This window comes from Saccharomonospora amisosensis, from assembly GCF_011761185.1.
Classification (GTDB): domain Bacteria; phylum Actinomycetota; class Actinomycetes; order Mycobacteriales; family Pseudonocardiaceae; genus Saccharomonospora_A; species Saccharomonospora_A amisosensis.
The window spans coordinates 308,178-328,765 of the sequence record NZ_JAAOYM010000002.1 but is presented as its reverse complement, the minus strand read 5'-3'; the positions used below and the strand labels follow the sequence as shown (position 1 = coordinate 328,765).

Below are 20,588 nucleotides of genomic sequence, written 5' to 3'. Positions count from 1 at the left end.
GGAACCTTTTCTCGATGCCGAGGAGCTGCCATGTCCTCCGAGATCCCCACGCGCACCGACCTCGCGGCGCTGCCCTCGTACGTGCCGGGCGCTTCCGTCCCTGGCGCGATCAAGCTCGCGAGCAATGAAGTGCCGGGCGGGCCGCTGCCCAGCGTCGCCGAGGCGATCGCGCGGGCAACGGCCGAGGCCAACCGCTACCCCGACATGGCGGCCACGGCGCTGGTGGAACGGCTGTCGGCAGAACTCGACGTACCCACCGACCGGATCGCGGTCGGCTGCGGCTCGGTGTCGCTGTGCCAGCAGTTCGTCCAGGCGACGTGCCACCCCGGCGAGGAAGTGGTGTTCGCGTGGCGATCGTTCGAGGCATACCCGATAGTCACGCAGGTCGGCAACGCCACACCCGTAAGAGTTCCGCTGACCCGCTCGCACACCCACGACCTCGACGCGATGCTGGCCGCGATCACACCGAAAACCCGGCTGGTGTTCGTCTGCAACCCGAACAACCCCACCGGCACGACCGTGGGCAGGGAAGAGCTGGCGCGCTTCCTCGACCGGGTACCGCCGCAGGTGGTGGTGGTACTCGACGAGGCCTACCGCGAGTTCGTCACCGACGCCGACGTGCCGGACGGGCTGGAGTTCGCCCGCACCCGGCGCAACGTGGCTGTACTTCGGACCTTCTCCAAGGCGTACGGCCTCGCCGGGCTGCGGGTCGGCTACGCGATCGCGGCGCCGGAGCTGGTGGACGCGGTGCGCAAGGTGTACGTGGCTTTCAGCGTGAACGCGGTGGCGCAGGCCGCGGCGATCGCCTCGCTCGACGCCAAGGAGGAGTTGCTGGCACGCTGCGCCGACATCGCGCTGGAACGCGACCGGGTCCGCGACACACTGCTAGAACTGGGCTACGAGGTACCGCCGACGCAGGCGAACTTCGTGTGGCTGCCGCTGGGCGAGCGCACGATGGCCTTCGCCGAGCACGCACTCGAACACAAGGTGATAGTCCGCCCCTTCGCCGGTGAGGGCGTGCGGGTGACCATCGGCACCCCGTCGGAGAACGACGTGTTCATCGAGGCCGCGCGCTCGTTCTGAGGATAAGGAGCTACTCGACGGTCACGCTCTTGGCGAGGTTTCGCGGCTTGTCGATATCCCTGCCGAGCGCGACGGCCAGGTGGTAGGCGAGCAGTTGCAGCGGGATGCCGAACAGGATCGGGTCAAGCTCCTCGGTGACGTGTGGCACGCGGATCTCGGCGTCGGCCAAACCCGAGGGAAGCATCGCGTTTGTCACCGCGATCACGGGACCGCCCCTTGCCTTGATCTGCTCGATGGTGCCGATGTTCTTGGCCAGCAACTCGTCGTCGGGCACGATCACCACCGACGGCATCTGGGCGTCGATCAGGGCGATGGGACCGTGCTTGAGTTCGCCTGCCTGGTAGGCCTCCGCGTGCACGTAGGAGATCTCCTTCAGCTTCTGCGCGCCCTCCCTCGCCACCGGCCAGCCCCGGACCCTGCCGACGAAGAACATGCTCCTGGCGCCGGCGAACCGGCGCGCGATCTCGGCGATGTGGTCCTCCGCCTCGATCGCTTCCTCGATGCGGTCGGGAAGCGCGTCCAGGCCGGCGACGATGCGCCGCCCGTCGGCGACCGACAGGTCGCGCACCCGCCCGAGCAGCAACGCCAGCAGGGCAAAGCAGGTGCTCATGTTGGTGACCGCCTTGGTCGAGGCCACGGAAACCTCGGGCCCGGCGTGCAGGAAGACACCGCTGCCGCACTCCCTTGCGATCGCGCTGCCCACCGCGTTGACCACACCGATCACCCTGCCGCCCTTTCGGCGCAGTTCCTGCACCGCGGCGAGCGTGTCGGCGGTCTCCCCGGACTGGCTCACCGCGACATAGAGCGTGTCGCCGTCGACGACCGGGTTGCGGTAGCGGAACTCGGAGGCCGACTCGGCGTCGGCGGGAATCCTGGCCAGTTGCTCCACCAGGTCGGCACCGATCTGGCCCGCGTAGAAGGCCGATCCGCAGCCGAGGAACTTCACCCGCTGCACCGAGCGAAGTTCGTGGGGGTCCATGCGCAGCCCGTCGAGCCGCGCGGTGGAGAACCGTTCGTCGAGCCTGCCGAGCAACGCCCTACGCACCGCCTCCGGCTGCTCGGCGATCTCCTTGCGCATGTAGTCGGGGAAGCCGTCCAGCGCGTAGTCGGAGTCGGTGAGCTCCACGACGGTGGGTGTCTTGTCGGTGCGCCGCGCCTGCAGGGTGCTGGTCCGGTAGCCGTCGGTCCGCAGTGTGGCCAGCTCGCCGTCGTCGAGGTAGACGACCTGCTGGGTGTGCCGTACGAGGGCGGCGAGGTCGGAGGCGACGAACATCTCCGAGTCGCCAATGCCGAGCACGATGGGGCTGCCGTTGCGGGCCACCACAAGTTCGCCTGGGTTTCGCACGTCGAGCACCACGATGCCGTAGGCGCCCTCGACCTCCCACAGCGCGGCGCGAACCGCGTCCTCCAGTGACTCGGCGCCATCCCAGACGCGTGCCGCGACGAGGTGGGCAAGCACCTCGGTGTCGGTGTCGGAGGCGAACGTGGCGCCCTCCGCCGTCAGCTTCGCCCGCAACTGGTCGGCGTTCTCGATGATGCCGTTGTGTACGACGGCAACCCTGCCGTCCGGGTCCACGTGCGGGTGCGCGTTGCGCTCGGTCGGTTCGCCGTGCGTGGCCCACCGGGTGTGCGCGAGCCCAATGTTCGCGGGGTATCCGTCACCGACGAGGGACCGTAGTTCGGCGACGCGTACGGCGGCCTTGGTCACGCGCAGCTTGCCCCGGTTGACCACCGCGATCCCCGCGGAGTCGTAGCCGCGGTACTCCAGCCGGTGCAGCCCCTCAAGCAGGATCGGGGTGGCGTCCCGGTGCCCGACGTAGCCGACGATTCCACACATACGAGTAGCTCTCCCTAGCCGTAGACGATGCGCCGCAGCTGGCGCCGGGTCAGCTGTGGCGCCGCCACCGGGCGTTGTTCCAGCTCCGCCGCGAGCACGGTCCAGATCCGCTCGTTGCGGTGGCCGCGCTGTTTGAGCTCACGGTGCCGCCTGCGCACGTACTCCTCTGTGGTCTCGGAGAAGAACGCCATGACGTCGGCCACCACCCGCGCCGCCGTCCGCACGGGCAGGCCGGTGGACCCGGCGACGTGGCGTACCAGCTCGGCGGGCGGCGACCGGTCCACGCTCGCCAGCCTCGCAGCGGCAGGCGGCTGGTTCAACTTCCCTGCCCGATTTCGGGCAAAACTACACCTGCCGAAGGATCATCTGCACCATCGCCGCGACACCGACCACCACGATCACGGCGCGCAGCGCGACCGGGGACAGCTTGCGCCCGATCCTGGCGCCGAGCCACCCGCCCACGATGGAACCCGAGGCGAGCAGCGCGATCGCGGGCCAGCTGACCGGCGCGATGAATGCGTACACGGTGCCCGCCACGACGTTCACCACGGCCGCGAGGACGTTCTTGATTCCGTTGAGCCGCTGGATGGGCTCACTGAGCAGCATGCCCATCACAGCCATCAGCATCACACCCTGCGCGGCGGTGAAGTAGCCGCCGTAGACGCCGATGAGGAAGATCAAGGTGATGAGCAGCACCTGGCTGCCCGTTCCCTGTTCCTTGCCGGAGGTCTCCCGCCTGCGCAGCACCCAGGTGGACACCCGCGGCTGGATGATCACGAGCACTACGGCGAGCCCGACGAGCGCGGGCACCACCGTCTCGAACGCGTCGGGCGGCAGCGACAGCAGCAGCACCGTTCCACATCCCGCGCCGACCAGCGACGCGGGCACGAAGGTCAGCATCCGCCTGAACTGCCCGCGCAACTCGTGGCGGTAGCCGACGGCTCCGCTGATCGTTCCCGGTGCCAGCCCGATCGCATTGGAGGTGGTGGCCGTAAGCGGTGGGTAACCCAGCGCCACGAGCACGGGGAAGGTCACGAGCGTCCCCGAACCCACCACCGTGTTGATCATCCCCGCCCAGATACCCGCCGCGGCTATCAGGACGGCATGCCACCAGATCATCCTTCGCTCACGCGAGCCGACGATAGGCAACGCCGGCCGGCCGAGCACAGGCAGTGCCCGTATACAGTGTTCGGTATCACGCTCCGTGTGCTCCAGACGTTTCGCCTTCCCCTTACCGGGTAGCCACCGGCCAAACCCGCGCGAGGGAGGTATTGAGTGGACACAGCGAGGCTGCGCGACTTGGTATCGGCCGAAGGGCCGTTCGCCTCGGTCTACTTCGATGACACGCACGACACCGAGGACGCCGCCAAGTTGCTGGACCTCAGGTGGCGTGAGCTGCGAGAGGAGCTGTCCGAACAGGGGGCGAACAGGCCGATCCTCGACGCGCTGGAGTCAGCCGTGCACTCAAGCCACCCGCCTGTGGGGCGAAGCGGGCGTGCGCTCGTGGCCGCCGGCGCAACGGTGCTGGTGGACACCGACCTCGAGGCGCCACCCGCCCGGCCGATCGCCAGGCTTTCCGAGCTGCCCTACCTCGTGCCGCTCGCGGAGCTCGGCGAGTCGCCGCCCGCCCACGTCGTCGCTGTCGTGGACCGAGTGGGAGCTGACGTCACAGCCGTCGACCGCCAAGGCCGTGTCGTCGACGCCAGAACGGTGGAGGGCACCGACCACCACATCCACAAGGTTCCCTCCGGTGGCTGGGCACACCGCAACTTCCAGGAGCACACCGAGGAACTCATCAAGCGCAACATCGACCTCGCGGCCGAGCACGTGGCGGACATCGCCCGCCGCATCGGAGCTGGCCTTGTGGTGGTCGCTGGTGAGACGCAGGCACGCAAGGCGCTGTTGGACGCCTTGCCGGAGTCGGTACGAGCGCACGCGAGCGAGGTGCAGGGCGGCGGCAGGCACCAAGGTTCGGGTGAGGAAGAACTCGACCAGCAGATCAAGGACTTGCTGGGCCGTGCCCAGCGGGCTCGCAGGGACCAGACCGCGGAGCGGTTTCGTGCCGCGCTCGCACAGCCGACCGGACTGGCCGTGCAGGGCCTGGAAGCGACCACTACCGCCCTACGCGAACACAACGTCGAGACGCTGCTGGTCGACCGACCCGCCGAGGTGGATGTCCTCGCCGGAGGCGACCCCACGCTGCTTGGCATGCAGGAAGAGGAACTGAAGGCACATGGAGCCGAAGCGATCGGCCGCAGGCGCGCGGATGAGGCGGTGGCCGTGGCAGCGATCGCCGTCAACGCCGACATCGTCCACACGGGCGACCGACTCGACCTCACCGAGGGATTCGGCGCCATTCTCCGCCACGACTGACGGAACAACAGTGTCAATGATGTCTACTGTAGGCGGGAAATCTTGAACGGTCGGCAATTTACCGAGGTGACAGTGACCGAGACAAGGCCGCCGTCCGACGACGTCGGCGCACAGGACGATATCGAGGTACGGCTCGGCGCGAGCCTGGTACACCTGCCCATAATCCGCTCCGTAGCGGCGAGTATCGCCATGCGAGCGGATTTCGACCTCGATGCGATCGCCGATCTGAGACTGGCCGTCGACGAAGCCTGCTCGACGCTGATCACCCGTGCCGTGCCGGGCAGCACGATGGTCTGCAGATTCACGATCAGTGAGACCGAGCTGCGGTTCCGTGGTGCGGTGTCCTCCGCGGACGAGGACGCCCCCAGCACCGGGTCCTTCGGGTGGCGGGTGCTGACGACCCTCGCTGACTCGGCGAACTCCTGGGTCGAGCCGGGTTCGCAGAATGGTCAGCGCAACTGGATACACATCGAGCTCGCGAAACGGAAGCCGGCCTTTACGTGACCGAATCGACGACTCAAGGATCACCTCAGGGATCACGCAATTCTTCGGACGACTACGACCACCTCACACCTTTGTTCGAGGAGTTCGTTTCGCTCGAAGAGGGCGACCCTCGCCGCGCCGAGCTGCGCGATCAGCTCGTCACCGGGCATCTCCCGCTGGCGGAGCACATCGCGCAGCGCTTCTCCGGTCGTGGCGTGGCCAAGGAGGACCTGGTACAGGTGGCCAGGGTGGGGCTGATCAACGCGGTCGACCGCTTCGATCCTCGCCGGGGGTCCGACTTCCTCTCCTTCGCCGTGCCGACCGTGATGGGAGAGGTCAGGCGGCATTTCCGTGACACAGGATGGGTCATCCGCGTGCCGCGCAGGTTGAAGGAACTGCACCTGTCGATCAACAACGCGAGCACGCACCTGTCGCAGCGGCTCGGCAGGGCACCCACACCGAGCGAGATCGCCACACACCTCGGCCTGAGCCCGGACGAGGTGTACGAGGGACTCGAGGCTGGCAACGCCTACCACTCGATGTCGCTGGACGAGGTGCTGTCGGCCGACACCGAGAATCTCGCGCTCGGGGACACGCTCGGCGAGGAGGACGCGGCGCTCGCCGGGGTCGAGAACCACGAAACACTGCAGCCGCTGGTCAAGGACCTCCCGGAGCGGGAGCGGACGATCCTGGCGTTGCGGTTCGTGCACAACATGACGCAGACCCAGATCGCGGAACGTATCGGAATCTCGCAGATGCACGTGTCCCGGCTGCTCGCCAGAACGCTGAAGAAGCTGCGGGAAGGACTCGACGAAAACCAATCGGGGTGACTCTCGCGCCCGGCGGTACCAACCGCCGGGCACCGAGAGTGACCGGAGCGGCCGAGGCCGGATTCGCGCCCACCGCCGTCACGAAGTGGCCAGTTCCCCCTGCCGACTGTTCCCGTGGCGTATGCGTTTACCTGCCAATACGTCGGGTACCTGTGGCCCATGGCAGATCAGGAAGCGCCGCCCGACGCCGACGTGAAGGCGGGTGCGTCACGCTCAAAGCAGCATGGGGCGCCGAAGCGCAAGCGCCCGGATCGGTCACGTTTCGTCATACAGAAGCATGACGCCACGAGCCTGCACTACGACTTCCGCCTCGAGATCGGCGGCGTGCTCGTCTCCTGGTCGATTCCCAAGAGCCCCTCCCTCGACCCCGGCGACAAGCGGCTCGCCATCCGCACCGAGGACCACTCGCTGGAGTACGCCGACTTCGAGGGACGGATTCCCGAGGGCGAGTACGGGGCGGGCAGCGTGCTGGTGTGGGACAGCGGAACGTTCACCAACCTGTCCGAGACGGCGATCGAGCAGGACCTGGCAGACGGCCGGATGAGCATCTGGCTCGAGGGCCACAAGTTGCACGGCGCCTTCGCCATGGTGCGGACCCGGCCGAGCAGTACCCAGGAACAGTGGCTGCTGATCAAGAAGGACGACGAGGGTGCCTACCACGAACACCACCCGGGTGCGACACTGCCGGAGTCGGTGCTGAGCGGCAGGACGAGCGAAGAGCTGTCCTGAAACGGGGGAGGTACCCGTGGCGCGAGCGATCTGGGGTGGAGCACTCAACTTCGGCCTTGTGACGGTACCGGTCGAGCTGTACAGCGCCACCCAGGACCACACAGTCCACTTCAGGCAGTTCCAGCGCGGCACGTCCGACCGGATTCGCTACCGCAGGGTGAACGAGCGCACCGGCGAGGAGGTGCCCTACGACCAGATCGTCAAGGGCTACGACCTCGGCGGCGACGAGTACGTGATCATCGAGCCGGAGGAGCTCGAGGAGATCGCGCCCGGCCGTTCCCGCACGATCGACATCGACGCCTTCGTCGACCTCGACCAGATCGACCCGATCTACTTCCAGAAGACGTACTGGCTCGCGCCGGCCAAGGAGGAGTTCGGCAGGGCATACACCCTGCTGTTGGAGGCGATGGACCGGACGAACAGGGCCGGGCTGGCGCGCTTCGTCATGCGCGGTAAGGAATACCTCGCCGCCGTAAGGGCGGGTGAGGGCGTGCTCGTGCTCAACACGCTGCTGTTTCCCGAGGACATCCGCGAACCGGCCAAGGAGATCAGCAAGCTACCCGCACCCGGTCAGGCCCGCCCCAAGGAGATCGACATGGCGGTCAGCCTCATCGAGTCGATGGCCGACGACTGGAAGCCGGAGGAGCACCACGACACCTACACCGAACGCGTAATGCGGCTCATCGAGGACAAGCGCGAGGGCAGGACCGTCACGCCTGCCGAGAGCCCGCCCGAGGCCACCAAGGTGGTTGACCTGTTCGAAGCCCTCTCCCGCAGCGTCGAGAGCCGAAAGGGCAAAGGCAAGAAGCCCGAACCGGCAGGACGGGACGAGCAGGCCGAACAGGAGCTGTCCGAGCTGAGCAAGCCGGAGCTGGAGCGGATGGCTCGCGAACTCGGCGTGAAGGGTCGCTCCAAGATGAACCGCGCCGAGCTGGAGAAGGCGGTCAGGCAAGCCGGGAGGCAACAGCGGCGCAGGCCCGCCTCGTGATCGGGTAACCGTGTCCTCACCTCGGGCGACACGAATACGATCCCCTGGTGGTGAGCGGATGGTTGTCGGCGCGGTTCCGGACGGTGCTGCGTACGAGCCTCGGCTTCGCGGTCCTCGGCTTCGGGACGAGCTTCCTCGGAGCGGGCGTCGTCCTCCTGCTGCTGCTCCTGCAGGGCATCCCCGCCGACATCGGCGGCGCCCGCTGGGTTCTGGTGGCCTGCGCCGGTGGCTACGTGCTGCTCGCCATGATCGTCGGCGCGGCCTGGACCGGGTTCCTGCAACGCCGCACCGCCGTGTGGTTCGTTCTCGGGCGCGATCCGACACCGCAGGAGGCGGTGAGGGCACTACGGCTACCGGTCGATCTTGCCGTCGTGACAGGGACGCTGTGGGCGGTGGGCACGCTCCTGATCGGCCTGCTCACCGGGCTGCTGAGCTCGTGGCTGGACGCGCTTGGCGTCACGCTGGCGATCCTGCTCGGCGGGTTCGCCACCGTGGGACTCACCTATCTGGCGGCGGAATGGGTCGCCAGGCCGGTGATGGCGATAGCACTTCACGTCGCCCCACCACGCGAGAACCTGCCCGCCACGGTGCTGACCAGGCTGGTGCTGACCTGGGCGCTGGCCAGCGGGGTACCACTGCTCGGCGTGCTGCTGGTCGGCGCGCCGCCCGACATCGGGAACGGAAACACCGAGTACAGCCTGGTGTCGCTCTCGGTGATCGGCCTGGTCGTCGGCGCGCTGGCCACCGCGCTGCTCGCCAAGGCGGTCGCCGCGCCGCTGCATCAACTGCGGCTCGCGCTCGACCGGATCGCGAAAGGACGCAGGGACGTCGAGGTCGGGGTGGACGATGCCAGCGAGATCGGCATGCTCCAGGCTTCGGTGAACCAGCTCGCCAAGGGCCTGCGTGAGCAGGAACGGCTGCGCGACCTGTTCGGCAGGCATGTCGGCGACGACGTCGTCCGCCATGCGCTGGAACACGGGGTGTCGCTGTCCGGGGACGTTCGCGAGGTCACCGCCTTGTTCGTCGACGTGGTCGACTCCACGGCACTGGCCGCGAAGCTGCCCCCGCAGGAGGTGGTCCGCAAGCTCAACCGGCTGTTCGCCAGCGTCGTCGACGCCGTTGGCACCAACGGTGGGCTGGTCAACAAGTTCCAGGGCGACGCGGCGCTGTGCATCTTCGGCGCACCCACCCGGCACGCCGATCCCGCGACGTCGGCGTTGCGGACGGCTCGGGCCATCAGGGACGCGGTCAGTTCCAGTGCCGAACTCGACCTCGGCATCGGGGTCGCCACCGGCCCGGCATTCGCGGGGCAACTGGGCACCAGCAGCAGGCTTGAGTACACGGTGATAGGTGACGCCGTCAACGAGGCCGCCCGCCTCACCGAGCACGCCAAGCAGGTACCGGGACGCATCCTGATCAGTGAGCCCACCTTGGCCGCGGCCACCGACTCCGAACGTGCCCGTTGGCGGCGGCACGAGACGATCCAGTTGCGGGGCAGGCAGACCCCGACACAGACCTGGCTGGATGAGCCTAGCCAGGAATGACGTCGGGCCAGCGCAGTACCGTCGAGCCCCAGGTGAGGCCCGCACCGAACGCACTGAGCAGCACCCGGTCACCCTTCTGAAGCGTGCCATCCGCTGCCGCGTCGGCCATCGCGAGCGGTATCGACGCCGCGCTGGTATTGCCGGTGCGCTCGATGTTGACGACGAGGCTGTCGGCGGGCAGCCCGAGCTGCTTGGCGGTGGCCTGCAGGATGCGGATGTTGGCCTGGTGACCGATGAAGCGGTCGACGTCGGCGATCGTCCAGCCTGCCCGATCGAGCACCGCGCGCGACGACTCCGCCATCCGCGCGGTCGCGTGCCGAAACACCGCGGGCCCGCGCATGGAGAAGCAGTGGTCGGCCGGGTTCGTCGACCGCTTCATGCGCGACCCACCGGCGGGCACGATGAGCAACTCCGAGAGTTCGCCGTCGCTGTGCAGGTCGAACGGCCCCACGGCACCGTCCTGGCCCGCCTCGCCCGCATGGAGCACGACCGCGCCGGCACCGTCACCGAAGATCGGCACGGTGCTGCGGTCGTCAGGATCGAGCAGCGTGGTGAAGGCATCGGCTCCGATGAGCAACACGCTGCGCGCCACGTCTGCCGCGATCAGCCCGGCCGCGGTCGCAAGGGCGTAGACGAACCCGGAGCAGACCGCGTTGACGTCGAACGCCGCGACGCTGCCGAGGCCGAGTCCACTGGCCACTTGTGGGGCGCTGGCAGGGCAGACCTGGTCGGGCGTCGCCGTGGCGAGCACTACCGCGTCGATGTCTGCCGAACCCGCCGAGCGCAGAGCCCGCGCGCCCGCCTCGACCGCCATGTCGACCGTGGACATCCCGGGGTCGACCACATGACGCTCACCGATTCCGGTGCGGGTCCGGATCCACTCGTCTGACGTGTCGAGGCGTCGCGATAGTTCGTCGTTGTCCACCACGCGTGGTGGCAGCCAAGCGCCGATACCGGCGAGCACCGCCACTTTCCGCGTGTCGTGCGTGGGCACCTGCATTCCTCCAGGGCCAGCGTGTGGGGAGCGGAAGAGTGAAACCGGCCCATGCCAACTTCTATGGGCTACCAATCGGTAGAGGCTCGCCATGTGACCCACATCACTTCAACTCCACTCCGAGGCGTCAAACAGGAAAGAATCTGACCGCTTTGGCGGCTAGAAAGGACCCATGACGACCCTCGGCACCCGGGAACTGAACCGGGCACTACTGGCCCGGCAATCACTGCTGCGAAGGCAGGAGGGTTCCGCGCTTCAGCTGATCGAGCACCTGGTCGGCATGCAGGCGCAGGCACCGCTGCCGCCCTACTACGGCCTGTGGACCCGACTGCGGAACTTCCGTGCCGACGAGCTGTCCCGGTTGCTGCTCGACCGACAGGTGACCCGGATCGTCGTCATGCGCGGCACCGTGCACCTGGTCGCCGCGGCCGATGCGCTGCCGCTGCGCGCGCTCACCCAACCGATCATGGAAACCGAGCTTCGGGGCAACACCACCTTCACCCCGAAGCTCGCGGGCGTCGACATCGACGAGCTCGCCGACACCACCCGCGAACTGCTGCTCACCGCACCGCTGAATACCGCGGCCCTTGGTGAGGCGCTTGCGCGCCGCTGGCCCGACCACGACCCCAAGGCGCTCGTCTACGCGGCGCGCAACCGGCTTGCACTCGTGCAGGTGCCGCCGCGCGGGATATGGGGCCGCAGCGGCCGACCCACCTATGCCACGGCCGAGAGCTGGCTGCACCAAGCGCCGCGCCGCGACCTCGACCTCGCCGGTGTCGTCCTGCGCTACCTCGCCGCGTTCGGCCCTGCCACAGTTCGCGACGTCCAGACATGGTGCGGCCTGACACGGCTCGGCGAGGTCGTCGAGCGGCTTCGGCCGCGCTTGCGCACCTTCCGCACCGAGGACGGCAGAGAGCTGTTCGACCTGCCGGAGGCGCCACGGCCCGACGCGGACACCCCGGCACCGCCACGGTTCGTGCCGGAGTTCGACAATCTGCTGTTCTCCCATGCCGACCGCACCCGCGTGCTCAGCGACGAGAACCGCGAACGCATAAAGACCAAGAACGCGGTCGCGCCTGGTGTTTTCCTTGTCGACGGCTTCGTGAGCGGTCGCTGGAAACTCAAGCAGTCGGTGCTGGAGGTCGAACCGTTCCGGCGACTGTCCAAACGAAACGCCGCGGCGGTCGAAGCCGAGGGCAGGCGACTGCTGCGGTTCGCGGGCAAGCCCGAAGGTGAGGTCCGACTGGGATCAGCCACCCGATGACGGGTTGCGCGGTGGCGTTTCCGCCTGCTCACCCGGCGGAAGGCCCACCAGGGACGCGGCGCCGAGCGCGGCGGCGTAAGCCCCTTCCGACGGGCACGTCGCGGCGTTGGCCAGCTTGGTGAGCGCGTCGTCGCCTCCCTCGGGTGCGCCAGGAGGCGGTGGCGGGGTCGGCTCGCTGGTCGCGACGGTGCGCTGTGCCCGCAGGCTGCCGGCGAGCGGCAGGTCACGTGAGGACCCGCCCACCGAGATCACGTAGTCACCGGCACTGCGCACCCAGCGGTGAGCCTCGGCATCCCAGTGCGACAGGGACCGCGCGTCCAGCGTGAACCGCACCCGAGCGCTGCGGCCGGGGTCCAGCTCGACCTTCTCGAAGTCCTTCAGCAACCTCGGTGGCTCCCCGTCGACGGCGGGGTGGCTGACGTAGAGCTGAGCCACCTCGGTTCCACGCCGGTCGCCGGTGTTGGTGACCGTGGCCTCGACGGTCACCGTTTCGGCCTCCGCCTGCCCGGCGATCCGAAGGTCGCTGTAGGAGAACTCGGTGTAGGACAGACCGAAACCGAACGGGAACAGCGGTCGCAGTCGCTGCTGGTCGTACCACCGGTAGCCGACTGCGAGATCCTCGTCGTAGTGCCCGCCAGGGAACCGCGGCGGATCGGCCGCGGGCGCCTGCCGCAGCGCGGCTGGGAAGGTCACCGGCAGCTTGCCCGCCGGGTTGACGTCACCGAACAGCAGCGCCGCTATCGCGTTGCCGTACTCCTGTCCCGGATACCAGGCGGCCACCACACCCGCGACGTCGTCGAGCCACGGCATCGTCACCGGACCGCCCGTGTTGAGCACCACGACCGTGTTCGGGTTGGCGCGGGCGACGTCCTCGATCATCGCGTTGTCCGCGTGGGACAACGCGATGCCGCCACGGTCCTTGGACTCCGACGACCACTGGCTCACGAACACCACGGCGACGTCGGTTGCCTCGGCGACCTTCACGGCGTCCGCGCGCTCGGCGAACCGAACGTCGATGCCCTCCCGAGCTGCCCGCCGCTTGATACCGTCGAACGGGGTGACGATCGAGGGGGCGATCACGTGCGCGCTGCCGCCGCCCGAGCCGATGACCCCCGCGCCAGCGGCGCGCCCGAGCACGGCGATCGAGTCGACCCCTTGGAACGGGAGCAGGTCCGCCCCGTTCTTCAGCAGCACGCTGCCCTGCTCGGCCACCTTCCTGGCCACAGCGACGTGCTCAGGCGTGGTGACCACCGCGTCGGGGGAACCGGTGCGTGACCTGTCGAAAAGGCCGTGCCGAAACATCTGCCGCAGGATACGACCGACCATGTCGTCCAACCGGGACAGTGCGACCTTGCCCGTCCGCACGCCGTCACGCAGCCTCGGACCGAAGTAGCAGCCCGACGGCATCTGCATGTCCACGCCCGCGTTGGCGGCGGCATGGCTGGCGTGCAGCGCGAACCAGTCCGAGGTCACGAAGCCGTCGAAGCCGAACTGTCCTTTCAGGACCTGCGAGATCAGGTAGGTGTTGTTGCAGGCGTGCACTCCGTTGACATGGTTGTAGCCACACATCACCGAGGCGGCACCCGCGTCCACCGCCTGCTCGAACGGCGGCAGGTAGAACTCCTGCAGTGCCCGCTCGGACACGACCGCGTTGCCCAACCGGGTGTTGCGCGCGGTCTCCTGGTTGTAGGCGGCCAGGTGCTTGGCCTGAGCCAGCACGCCACGGTCCTGGATGGCGCGGATCTGCGCCTGCGCCAGCACGCCCGCCAGCCGCGGGTCCTCCCCGAAAGTCTCGAATCCCCTGCCCGCACGGGGGTCCCTGATGAGATCGACGCTGGGCGAAAGGGCGACACCCGCGCCCTTTCCCGCCACCTCCTCGGCGAGTACGGCGCCGTATTCCTCGGCGAGCCCGGAGTCCCAGGTGGCGCCGAGCATGAGCGGAGCGGGTAACTGGGTGACGCCGGTGTGGCTGTTGCCGACACCGGCCGGGCCGTCGGACAGCCCCAACTCGGGTACACACAGCCTGGGAATGGCCTGCACCAGCCCCGCGTATACCGGCCCGACGAACTCCAGCGGACCCGCCGAGCCGTGCACCATGCTGAGCTTCTCATCCAACGTCATCGCGCCGAGCAGTTGCCGCACCCGGTTCTCAACCGGTAGGCCGGAGTCCAGCCACGGGCAGGCCTCACTCTCGTCGGCCGACGGCGAGGCAGTGGATGGCACCGTGACCAGCAGCGACGTGAGTGCCGTCAGCGTGAGCAGGACAACCCAACGACGCATGTGCTCGCCTCCAGCCGATCCACAGAAACGCGAGCTATTTTCACATATTTCGAGCCCGGGTCACCAGTCCCGGATTGAGAACAGTTCCCGCCACCGCTGCGAGTAGGTGAGCAGATCGCCGTAGCTTCGCGGGTCAGCCTGGGCAAGGTAGCCGAACCGCTCATGTTCGTAGCGATCGAGCGCGGGCCCGATAAGGTCACGCACCCGCTCCGCGAAATCGCTGCCCGGCCGCACGTCGGGCTTGGGGCGTTCGATCTCAGGCTGGGTCGGGGTGGCGGGTTTCGGAGTGACCACCGGCTGCACGGGCGGCTCGATCGACTCCTGCCGTGGTGGCGGGGCTTGCGGCTTCGGGGTCGGGGGCGGGGTCGGCCGCCGAGGTTCGGACCTTGTGGTCGAGGGGGCTCGCGGCGGCGTGGTAGCGGGCACGGAGACGACGGTCGGTTGCCGCTGCTCCCCCACGGCGACCCCGGAAGGTGTCGGAATGTCGCGGTCGACCACGGCACTGACGGCGACGATCAGCATCAGGAATGCCACCGTCACGCCTGCGAACCGGGAGCGGTGCACGCCATGCGGCGCGACGGCCTCGGGGTGATCGTCGAGTGCGGTCTCGACCTGTCGCTGAGCGGGCAGACTGGCGGTGATGATGCCGGTGCGATCGAGCAGGTCAGCGTCGGTCGGCGTGCAACGCGGAACGTTGGGCGCCATCAGGTCCCTCCATTGGATACGGTCCCCAAGCGTTTTCCTGGCTCGGCCAAGGCATCTGATGGCTGTTTACCGCCCCCTCTGTGCCCTGTCACTAGATCAGGCCCGCTTACCGCCGAACACGACTCGATTGAGTGAACGCATTCCGCAAGTTGCTTGTGGCAAATACCTTGAGTTCCAGCGTCGTACCCGCCCGGACGATTACCGGCCGGTTCGGTCGCGTTGGATCTACCCTCTGTTGAACAGACAGGATTCGCCCGAATGGCGTATCACCTCGAAGCCGGGTGGACGTCTTCTTCTATGGAAGGACCGCACGCGTCCAGCGAGCGGCAGGGGACTTCGACGGGAGTGTGCCGTGGACAACGACACCGTGCACCAGAGCCAGTTCGCCTACCTCGACGGCTGCGATACACCCCTGCTTTCCCGGCTGTCCTATTCGGCGAGCGAGCCGTTCACCATCGCCCTCGCCTTCCGTGTGGAGCCCGGGGAGTGGGTCGAATGGGAATTCGCCCGCGACCTGCTCATCGCGGGCCTGTCCGAGGTCGCGGGCATCGGGGATGTCCGGATTCGCCCTGACCTGTCGGGAAACCGCGACCTTCTCGTGCTCGAACTGGAGTCACCCGACGGGTACGCGGTGGTGGAACTGAGCCGGGTGGACGTGCTGCGGTTCATCGGGCAGACCGTGGAACTGGTGGGTCTCGGCGTGGAAAGTGACCACCTGGACCTCGACGGCCTGATAACCGACCTGACGACGGCCAGGCCCTGACGCGGCGCCTGCGGCTGGCTCAGCCGCAGGCGCCCTTCGCCGACAGCACCCTTTCCAGCGCCTCCCGCACCCGCGTTTCCGGCAGCTCATCGGTAGAGGTGGCCTGCTCGAGCCTGTCGAGCACCACGTTCACCTGGCCACCCGACGACCACAGGGGTTGGTCAGCGCCGGCCTGCAGCGCCCGAAGCACCGCATCCGGCAAGGCATACCTGTCGGAGATCGCCCGCATGGCACCGAGATCGTCGGTGAGCGCGGGCCCCTGGAACCCGAACTCGCCGCGCAGCAGTTCGTAGGTGGCCGGGGAAAGCGAGGCAGGCTCACCTTCGGTGAGTCCAGGAACGTCCAGATGCCCGACCATCACACCGGTTCCCTCGCCGTACTCACCGATCCGCTCGTACGGCAGCAGGTCGCTGCCACGCAGGTCGGCCAGGGGTGGCGTTCGGACCAGCGAGGCGTGCGAGTCACCGTCGGCGCGGCCGTGCCCGGGGAAGTGCTTCACCACCGGCTGGACACCCGCCTCTCTCATGCCCTGCGCGAAGGCGACCGCATACCGCCTGGCCACCGCGGGGTCCGCGCTGAACGAGCGGTCACCGATCACACCGTCCGACGGTCCGTCGGTGAGGTCGACGTCGGGTGCGTAGTTGACGGTGACGCCATGGGCCAGCAAAGCGCGGCCGCGCTCGACGGCGAGGGCGCGAACCTGCTCCGGCGTCATGGTCCTCGCCATCTCCCGCGCGCTGGGAATGGAACCGGAGAGTTCGTCGAGCCGCTGCACCCGGCCGCCTTCGTCGTCCACGGCGACCGACACGGGTACGCGAGCCGCCTGCTGCACCCGCGCTAGCGCGTCATCGGTGAGCAGTTGGGTGGCGTTGCCGCCGATGAAGATCCCGCCGACCTGCTCCTCGCTTACCAGCGCGACCGCGGCGGCGGGATCAGCCGGATCGACTCCGACAACGAGCAACTGCGCAAGCCGCTGCCTTGTCGACATGTCCGCGACCACGGGTTCGCAGTTGGGCCCCGAAGGCTGGGTGGTGGGCGGTGGTTTCGTGGAGGGTGTCGAGGAGGGCACGGAACTCGCGGAGACCGGCGGAGTCGACACTTCCCGTGCTGGTTCGTCCCCAGCCTGTTCGCCCGACCCGCCGCAGGCACTGAGCAGGGCAGCCACCACGATCGTCGGCAACAAACGCTTCATCGTGCTCACACCGTACTTCCCGGCTCACGGTACGCGCCCGCCGGATCGGCTCCGTCCGGCGAGCCGGGGCCGTATCTTCTCGTTGCCTGAACAGTTCCGTCCATCCGCTCGATCACGAGAGCGGCGGGCGGGTCGGCTCTTGCCAGCCGCGCCGCCCTGCCGATCGCGTCGCACTTGCGGCAGTACCTTTCGAGGACATCGCCGTCGCGGATCACCAGCCATGTCAACGAGTCCGCCGACACCTGGAACCGAACCAGGAACCGCTTGCGCACCAATGCCGCCCCCTCACCTTCCCTCGTGTTGCTTTGCTGAAACGATAGGTCAGCACTGGCACAGCTGGCAGGAATGACACACCCCTGTGATATTGAAACGGAGGAGACGAAAGGGCAGTGACATGGAAGGCCGGATGGACGCGCGCAGGCTGCACGACGCGCTCGACGCCCAGCGCAGGGCTCGGGGGTTGTCGTGGCGACAGCTCGCCGAGGAGGCAGGGGTGAGCCCGTCCCTACTCAGCCGGATGGGCAACGGCCACAGGCCGGACCTCGACGGGTTCATCGCCCTCGTGCAGTGGCTTGGCTCGCCCGCCGAGGAGTTCATGGTGTGGCCCGACTCGCGACCACGCCAGGAACGCGGACCCGCGCTGGAAACCCAACTCGCACTGCTGCTGCGCGCCCACGAGGACCTCACCGAGGCGGACAGGGAGTACCTGCTGGAGATCTTCGGAGCCACCATGCGAAGGATCAAGGCCGACCGGCGGGAGAGCTAGCGTGTCCCTGCGGCGCGGATTCAAGGCGACGGCGAAGCGGCTCGCGCTCGAGGTGCGCGAGGAGATGGGCATCGCGGCTTTCGCACCGATGGACCCCTACGCGCTGGCCGAGCTCTATGGCATCGAGGTCTTCGATCTGAGCCACCCATGGCTGCCGGAACCGGCGGTGCGGCACTTCATGGGCCCGCGGGCCGAGGCGTTCTCGGCCGCGTTGCTGGCCGTGGGGCGCGGCAAGGTCATAGTCGAGAACCACGTCCACGAGTGGAAGCGGCGTCGCTCGACCATCGCGCACGAGATGGCTCACGTGCTTCTAGAGCACGACTTCGGCGTGCTTCTCAGCGCGGAGAACAGCTGTGTGTCGTCGCCCGCGGAGCTGGAACAGGAAGCCGCCGAGTTGTCGGGTGAGCTGCTCATACCCTGCTCCGCCGCACGCACGGCGGCGTTTCGTGGCTGGACGGATGCGACGGTGGCCAGGTACTTCCGGGTCAGTGAACGCATGGCGCGCTGGCGGATGAACGCGACAGCCGCACGGCGCATCGCGTGCCGCTCAAGGCAGAAATGGCCACGGCCGACGGTGAACGCGACGGTCGGCGAGCTTGGTTGAACCATCACCGCGACCTCAACCGCCGTCTGAACGGCACAACCGCAACGCAAACTGCAACGGAGACAGGAGAAGCCGGGGCGGCACGTGTGGTCCGCCCCGGCTTCTTCCCTGGTCACAGGCGCGGAAGCGGAGGGATTTGAACCCCCGGACGGTTGCCCGTCGCTCGCTTTCAAGGCGAGTGCATTCGGCCGCTCTGCCACGCTTCCCTGGCGCTCAGCGTAACGCCTCAGTCCTCAAGCTCTGTCAGGTGTGCGAGCACCCGCGAGAACACCTCTCCCAGCAGCAACTGCTCCTCGGTGGTCAGCAGGTCGACGAAATGCTCGCGCACGCCTTCGACGTGGGTCGGCGCGGAGCGTTCCAGCAAGCCCTCGCCCTCCTGCGTCAACTCCGCCGTGACGCCCCTGCGGTCCCGCGGGTCCTTGCCCCTGCGCAGGTATCCGGCTTCCTCCATGCGCGCGACCTGGTGCGACAGCCTGCTCTTCGTCGAACCCAGCAGCTGCGCGAGTTCGGTCATCCGCATGCTGCCGTCCTCGGCCATTGAAAGGCAGACCAGCACCTCGTAGTCGGTGAGCGAGACGTCGTGCTGATCGGTGAGTTCCCGGTGCAGCCGCTGCCGCAGTTTCAGTGTCGACACGATGTAGGAGCGCCACGCCAGCATTTCGGTATCGGTCAGCCAGCGCACCCGGCGCGAAACCTCGGTCATGGCAACGGAGAGTAGAGCCACGGCACCCGGGTTCCCGCGCCGAGTGGCCAATACCGCAACTCACCAAATGGTGGGTTGCGATTTGGTTGCGAGCTGACTCCAAACGGAGCACCCTGGAGGCATCGGACGGAGTCACCGAACAAAGTCGAGGACTCCAGCCCAGTACCGGTTCGGTGCTCCGCCGGGAAAGGGTCAGGTGATGCGGTGACGAATGGTGACACGCGCGGTTGACCGTCCCGCTGTCGAGGAGCAGCGGGGACTGTGTTCCCACGGTCGAGACGGCTTGTGACGCCTCGGCCGTGATCGTGGGCAGTCCGGGATGTTCTACGCGTCTTCTCGCACAAGACGGCGTCGATCGGGCCTGTTTCGGCGCGATGTTCTGGCACGCGCCGCAGTGCCCTCGCCGACCCGGTAAACGGTCGACCGCTCAGACAAATGGACAACCTCGGTAATCCTGGGTGCGGATGCTTTCGGGCACACCGCACCCAGGTTTTGTGTTGGCATATTGTCTTCGCTCGTGAGATTCAACGAGGACGCCGAACTGGACGTCTCCGAGGTCCGCGACCTGCGCGGTGGCGGCGTGGGTGGGCGGGTCGCGATCGGCGGAGGCGGTCTCGGGATCGTCGGGCTGCTCATCTACTTCGTACTCGGCCAGCTCGGTGGCGTACCTGTGGACACGTCGACCCTCGGTACTGTCGAACCAGGCCAGCAGGTCGACAGTGACTCGCTCGCCAGGGAATGCCGCACCGGCGCCGACGCCAACACCGATCACGAGTGCGCCGTCGTGGCGATCGTGAACTCGATCCAGGACTACTGGGCGGGCGAACTCGCCCGCACCGGACTCACCTATCACGAGTCCGTCACCACGTTCTTCAGCGGCCGGATCGACACCGCGTGCGGCTCCGCGGGCTCCGACGCCGGACCTTTCTACTGCCCCACCGACGCCGGGGTGTACCTCGACCTGGCGTTCTTCGCCGACCTGAGGCAGCGCTTCGGCGCGCGGGGCGGCCTGTTCTCCGAGGCCTACGTGCTCGCCCACGAGTACGGCCACCACGTACAGAACCTGCTGGGAATCTCGACGCGGGTCCGCGAAGGCGCCGGACCGACGTCGGACAGTGTGCGACTGGAGTTGCAGGCCGACTGCTACGCGGGGGTGTGGGCGCGCAACGCCACCACAACGCTCACCGAGAACGGGCGGCCGCTGCTGACCGAGATAACCAGGGACGACATCGCGGCCGCGCTCGACACCGCAGGCCGCATCGGCGACGACTTCATACAGCGGGAGTTCGGCGGCGAGGTGGACGAATCACGGTTCACGCACGGCACCTCGGCTCAGCGGGAGCACTGGTTCACCACCGGCCTCAACACCGCGGACCCGGCCCGTTGCGACACCTTCGGCGCCCCTGATCTCGGCTGAAGCCCGCGTGACCCGGTGGTCGTGAGCGGCGAC

21 protein-coding genes and 1 tRNA gene are annotated in these 20,588 nt (G+C 68.0%); 12 read left to right on the top strand and 10 right to left on the bottom strand.

The window, feature by feature from the left end; all coding sequences use genetic code 11:
* The first annotated feature begins 30 nt into the window (after nt 1-30).
* A complete protein-coding gene (gene hisC / locus FHU38_RS24715) occupies nt 31-1,083 on the top strand; it encodes a histidinol-phosphate transaminase (protein ID WP_167176900.1) in 1,053 nt (350 codons plus the stop codon).
* 10 nt (nt 1,084-1,093) lie between these two features.
* Here the strand turns inward: hisC and glmS are convergent, their stop codons facing one another.
* The 3 genes from glmS to FHU38_RS24700 all read right to left on the bottom strand — a co-directional run bounded on the left by glmS (nt 1,094) and on the right by FHU38_RS24700 (nt 4,039).
* Entirely contained in the window at nt 1,094-2,920 is a 1,827-nt protein-coding gene (glmS, locus tag FHU38_RS24710; RefSeq protein ID WP_167176898.1) for a glutamine--fructose-6-phosphate transaminase (isomerizing), read from the bottom strand.
* Nucleotides 2,921-2,934: 14 nt separating this feature from the next.
* Nucleotides 2,935-3,204 (bottom strand): hypothetical protein, encoded by a 270-nt coding sequence (locus tag FHU38_RS24705; protein ID WP_167176896.1) that lies wholly within the window; start codon nt 3,202-3,204, stop codon nt 2,935-2,937.
* Between the two features lie 61 nt (nt 3,205-3,265).
* The gene (locus tag FHU38_RS24700; RefSeq protein ID WP_167176895.1) at nt 3,266-4,039 is read right to left on the bottom strand and encodes a sulfite exporter TauE/SafE family protein; all 774 of its coding nucleotides are present in this window, start codon (nt 4,037-4,039) and stop codon (nt 3,266-3,268) included.
* Between the two features lie 156 nt (nt 4,040-4,195).
* On the opposite strand from FHU38_RS24700, the gene FHU38_RS24695 reads away from it, so the two are divergent.
* The 6 genes from FHU38_RS24695 (at nt 4,196) to FHU38_RS24670 (ending at nt 9,867) form a co-directional block, all read left to right on the top strand.
* A complete protein-coding gene (locus tag FHU38_RS24695; protein ID WP_167176894.1) occupies nt 4,196-5,293 on the top strand; it encodes an Rv2629 family ribosome hibernation factor in 1,098 nt (365 codons plus the stop codon).
* Between the two features lie 72 nt (nt 5,294-5,365).
* Nucleotides 5,366-5,797, top strand: coding sequence for an ATP-binding protein (locus FHU38_RS24690; protein ID WP_009152096.1), 432 nt, complete (start codon nt 5,366-5,368; stop codon nt 5,795-5,797).
* Nucleotides 5,794-6,606 carry a SigB/SigF/SigG family RNA polymerase sigma factor gene (locus FHU38_RS24685; protein WP_167176893.1) on the top strand — a complete coding sequence of 271 codons (813 nt, stop codon included), beginning with the start codon at nt 5,794-5,796 and terminating at the stop codon, nt 6,604-6,606. The genes FHU38_RS24690 and FHU38_RS24685 overlap by 4 nt, the downstream gene beginning before the upstream one ends.
* A gap of 159 nt (nt 6,607-6,765) precedes the next feature.
* On the top strand, nt 6,766-7,335 hold the full coding sequence (locus FHU38_RS24680) for a DNA polymerase ligase N-terminal domain-containing protein (RefSeq protein WP_167176892.1): 570 nt from the start codon (nt 6,766-6,768) through the stop codon (nt 7,333-7,335).
* Nucleotides 7,336-7,351: 16 nt separating this feature from the next.
* Nucleotides 7,352-8,323: a non-homologous end joining protein Ku gene (ku, locus tag FHU38_RS24675; protein WP_167176891.1), complete on the top strand. Its 972-nt coding sequence runs from the start codon at nt 7,352-7,354 to the stop codon at nt 8,321-8,323.
* A 62-nt stretch (nt 8,324-8,385) separates the two neighbouring features.
* Entirely contained in the window at nt 8,386-9,867 is a 1,482-nt protein-coding gene (locus FHU38_RS24670; protein WP_208417020.1) for an adenylate/guanylate cyclase domain-containing protein, read from the top strand.
* Here FHU38_RS24670 and FHU38_RS24665 read toward each other — a convergent pair.
* A complete protein-coding gene (locus FHU38_RS24665) occupies nt 9,854-10,867 on the bottom strand; it encodes a beta-ketoacyl-ACP synthase III (RefSeq protein WP_208416929.1) in 1,014 nt (337 codons plus the stop codon). The genes FHU38_RS24670 and FHU38_RS24665 overlap by 14 nt on opposite strands.
* A 166-nt stretch (nt 10,868-11,033) precedes the next feature.
* Between FHU38_RS24665 and FHU38_RS24660 the strand changes: the two genes are divergently transcribed.
* Nucleotides 11,034-12,125 carry a winged helix DNA-binding domain-containing protein gene (locus FHU38_RS24660; RefSeq protein ID WP_167176890.1) on the top strand — a complete coding sequence of 364 codons (1,092 nt, stop codon included), beginning with the start codon at nt 11,034-11,036 and terminating at the stop codon, nt 12,123-12,125.
* Here FHU38_RS24660 and FHU38_RS24655 read toward each other — a convergent pair.
* Nucleotides 12,111-14,405 carry a beta-glucosidase family protein gene (locus tag FHU38_RS24655; protein ID WP_167176889.1) on the bottom strand — a complete coding sequence of 765 codons (2,295 nt, stop codon included), beginning with the start codon at nt 14,403-14,405 and terminating at the stop codon, nt 12,111-12,113. The two genes, FHU38_RS24660 and FHU38_RS24655, sit on opposite strands and share 15 nt — an antisense overlap.
* 60 nt (nt 14,406-14,465) lie before the next feature.
* Entirely contained in the window at nt 14,466-15,110 is a 645-nt protein-coding gene (locus tag FHU38_RS24650; protein ID WP_167176888.1) for a hypothetical protein, read from the bottom strand.
* Between the two features lie 352 nt (nt 15,111-15,462).
* On the opposite strand from FHU38_RS24650, the gene FHU38_RS24645 reads away from it, so the two are divergent.
* Nucleotides 15,463-15,873: an SsgA family sporulation/cell division regulator gene (locus FHU38_RS24645; protein WP_167176887.1), complete on the top strand. Its 411-nt coding sequence runs from the start codon at nt 15,463-15,465 to the stop codon at nt 15,871-15,873.
* Nucleotides 15,874-15,892: 19 nt separating this feature from the next.
* On the opposite strand, the gene FHU38_RS24640 is transcribed toward FHU38_RS24645, so the two are convergent.
* Both FHU38_RS24640 and FHU38_RS24635 read right to left on the bottom strand, forming a co-directional pair.
* Entirely contained in the window at nt 15,893-17,065 is a 1,173-nt protein-coding gene (locus FHU38_RS24640; RefSeq protein ID WP_167176885.1) for a glycoside hydrolase family 3 protein, read from the bottom strand.
* Between the two features lie 5 nt (nt 17,066-17,070).
* Nucleotides 17,071-17,337: a DUF2188 domain-containing protein gene (locus FHU38_RS24635; protein ID WP_313886906.1), complete on the bottom strand. Its 267-nt coding sequence runs from the start codon at nt 17,335-17,337 to the stop codon at nt 17,071-17,073.
* Between the two features lie 122 nt (nt 17,338-17,459).
* Here FHU38_RS24635 and FHU38_RS24630 point away from each other — a divergent pair, with 122 nt between their 5' ends.
* On the top strand, nt 17,460-17,831 hold the full coding sequence (locus FHU38_RS24630; protein ID WP_167176882.1) for a helix-turn-helix domain-containing protein: 372 nt from the start codon (nt 17,460-17,462) through the stop codon (nt 17,829-17,831).
* A 1-nt stretch (nt 17,832) separates the two neighbouring features.
* Entirely contained in the window at nt 17,833-18,435 is a 603-nt protein-coding gene (locus tag FHU38_RS24625) for an ImmA/IrrE family metallo-endopeptidase (RefSeq protein WP_167176880.1), read from the top strand.
* A gap of 121 nt (nt 18,436-18,556) precedes the next feature.
* On the opposite strand, the gene FHU38_RS24620 is transcribed toward FHU38_RS24625, so the two are convergent.
* Nucleotides 18,557-18,641: transfer RNA gene (locus tag FHU38_RS24620), tRNA-Ser, on the bottom strand.
* 20 nt (nt 18,642-18,661) lie between these two features.
* Nucleotides 18,662-19,138 carry a MarR family winged helix-turn-helix transcriptional regulator gene (locus FHU38_RS24615; RefSeq protein ID WP_167176877.1) on the bottom strand — a complete coding sequence of 159 codons (477 nt, stop codon included), beginning with the start codon at nt 19,136-19,138 and terminating at the stop codon, nt 18,662-18,664.
* Nucleotides 19,139-19,655: 517 nt separating this feature from the next.
* Here FHU38_RS24615 and ypfJ point away from each other — a divergent pair.
* Nucleotides 19,656-20,555: a KPN_02809 family neutral zinc metallopeptidase gene (gene ypfJ, locus FHU38_RS24610; RefSeq protein WP_167176875.1), complete on the top strand. Its 900-nt coding sequence runs from the start codon at nt 19,656-19,658 to the stop codon at nt 20,553-20,555.
* Nucleotides 20,556-20,588: the final 33 nt, after the last annotated feature.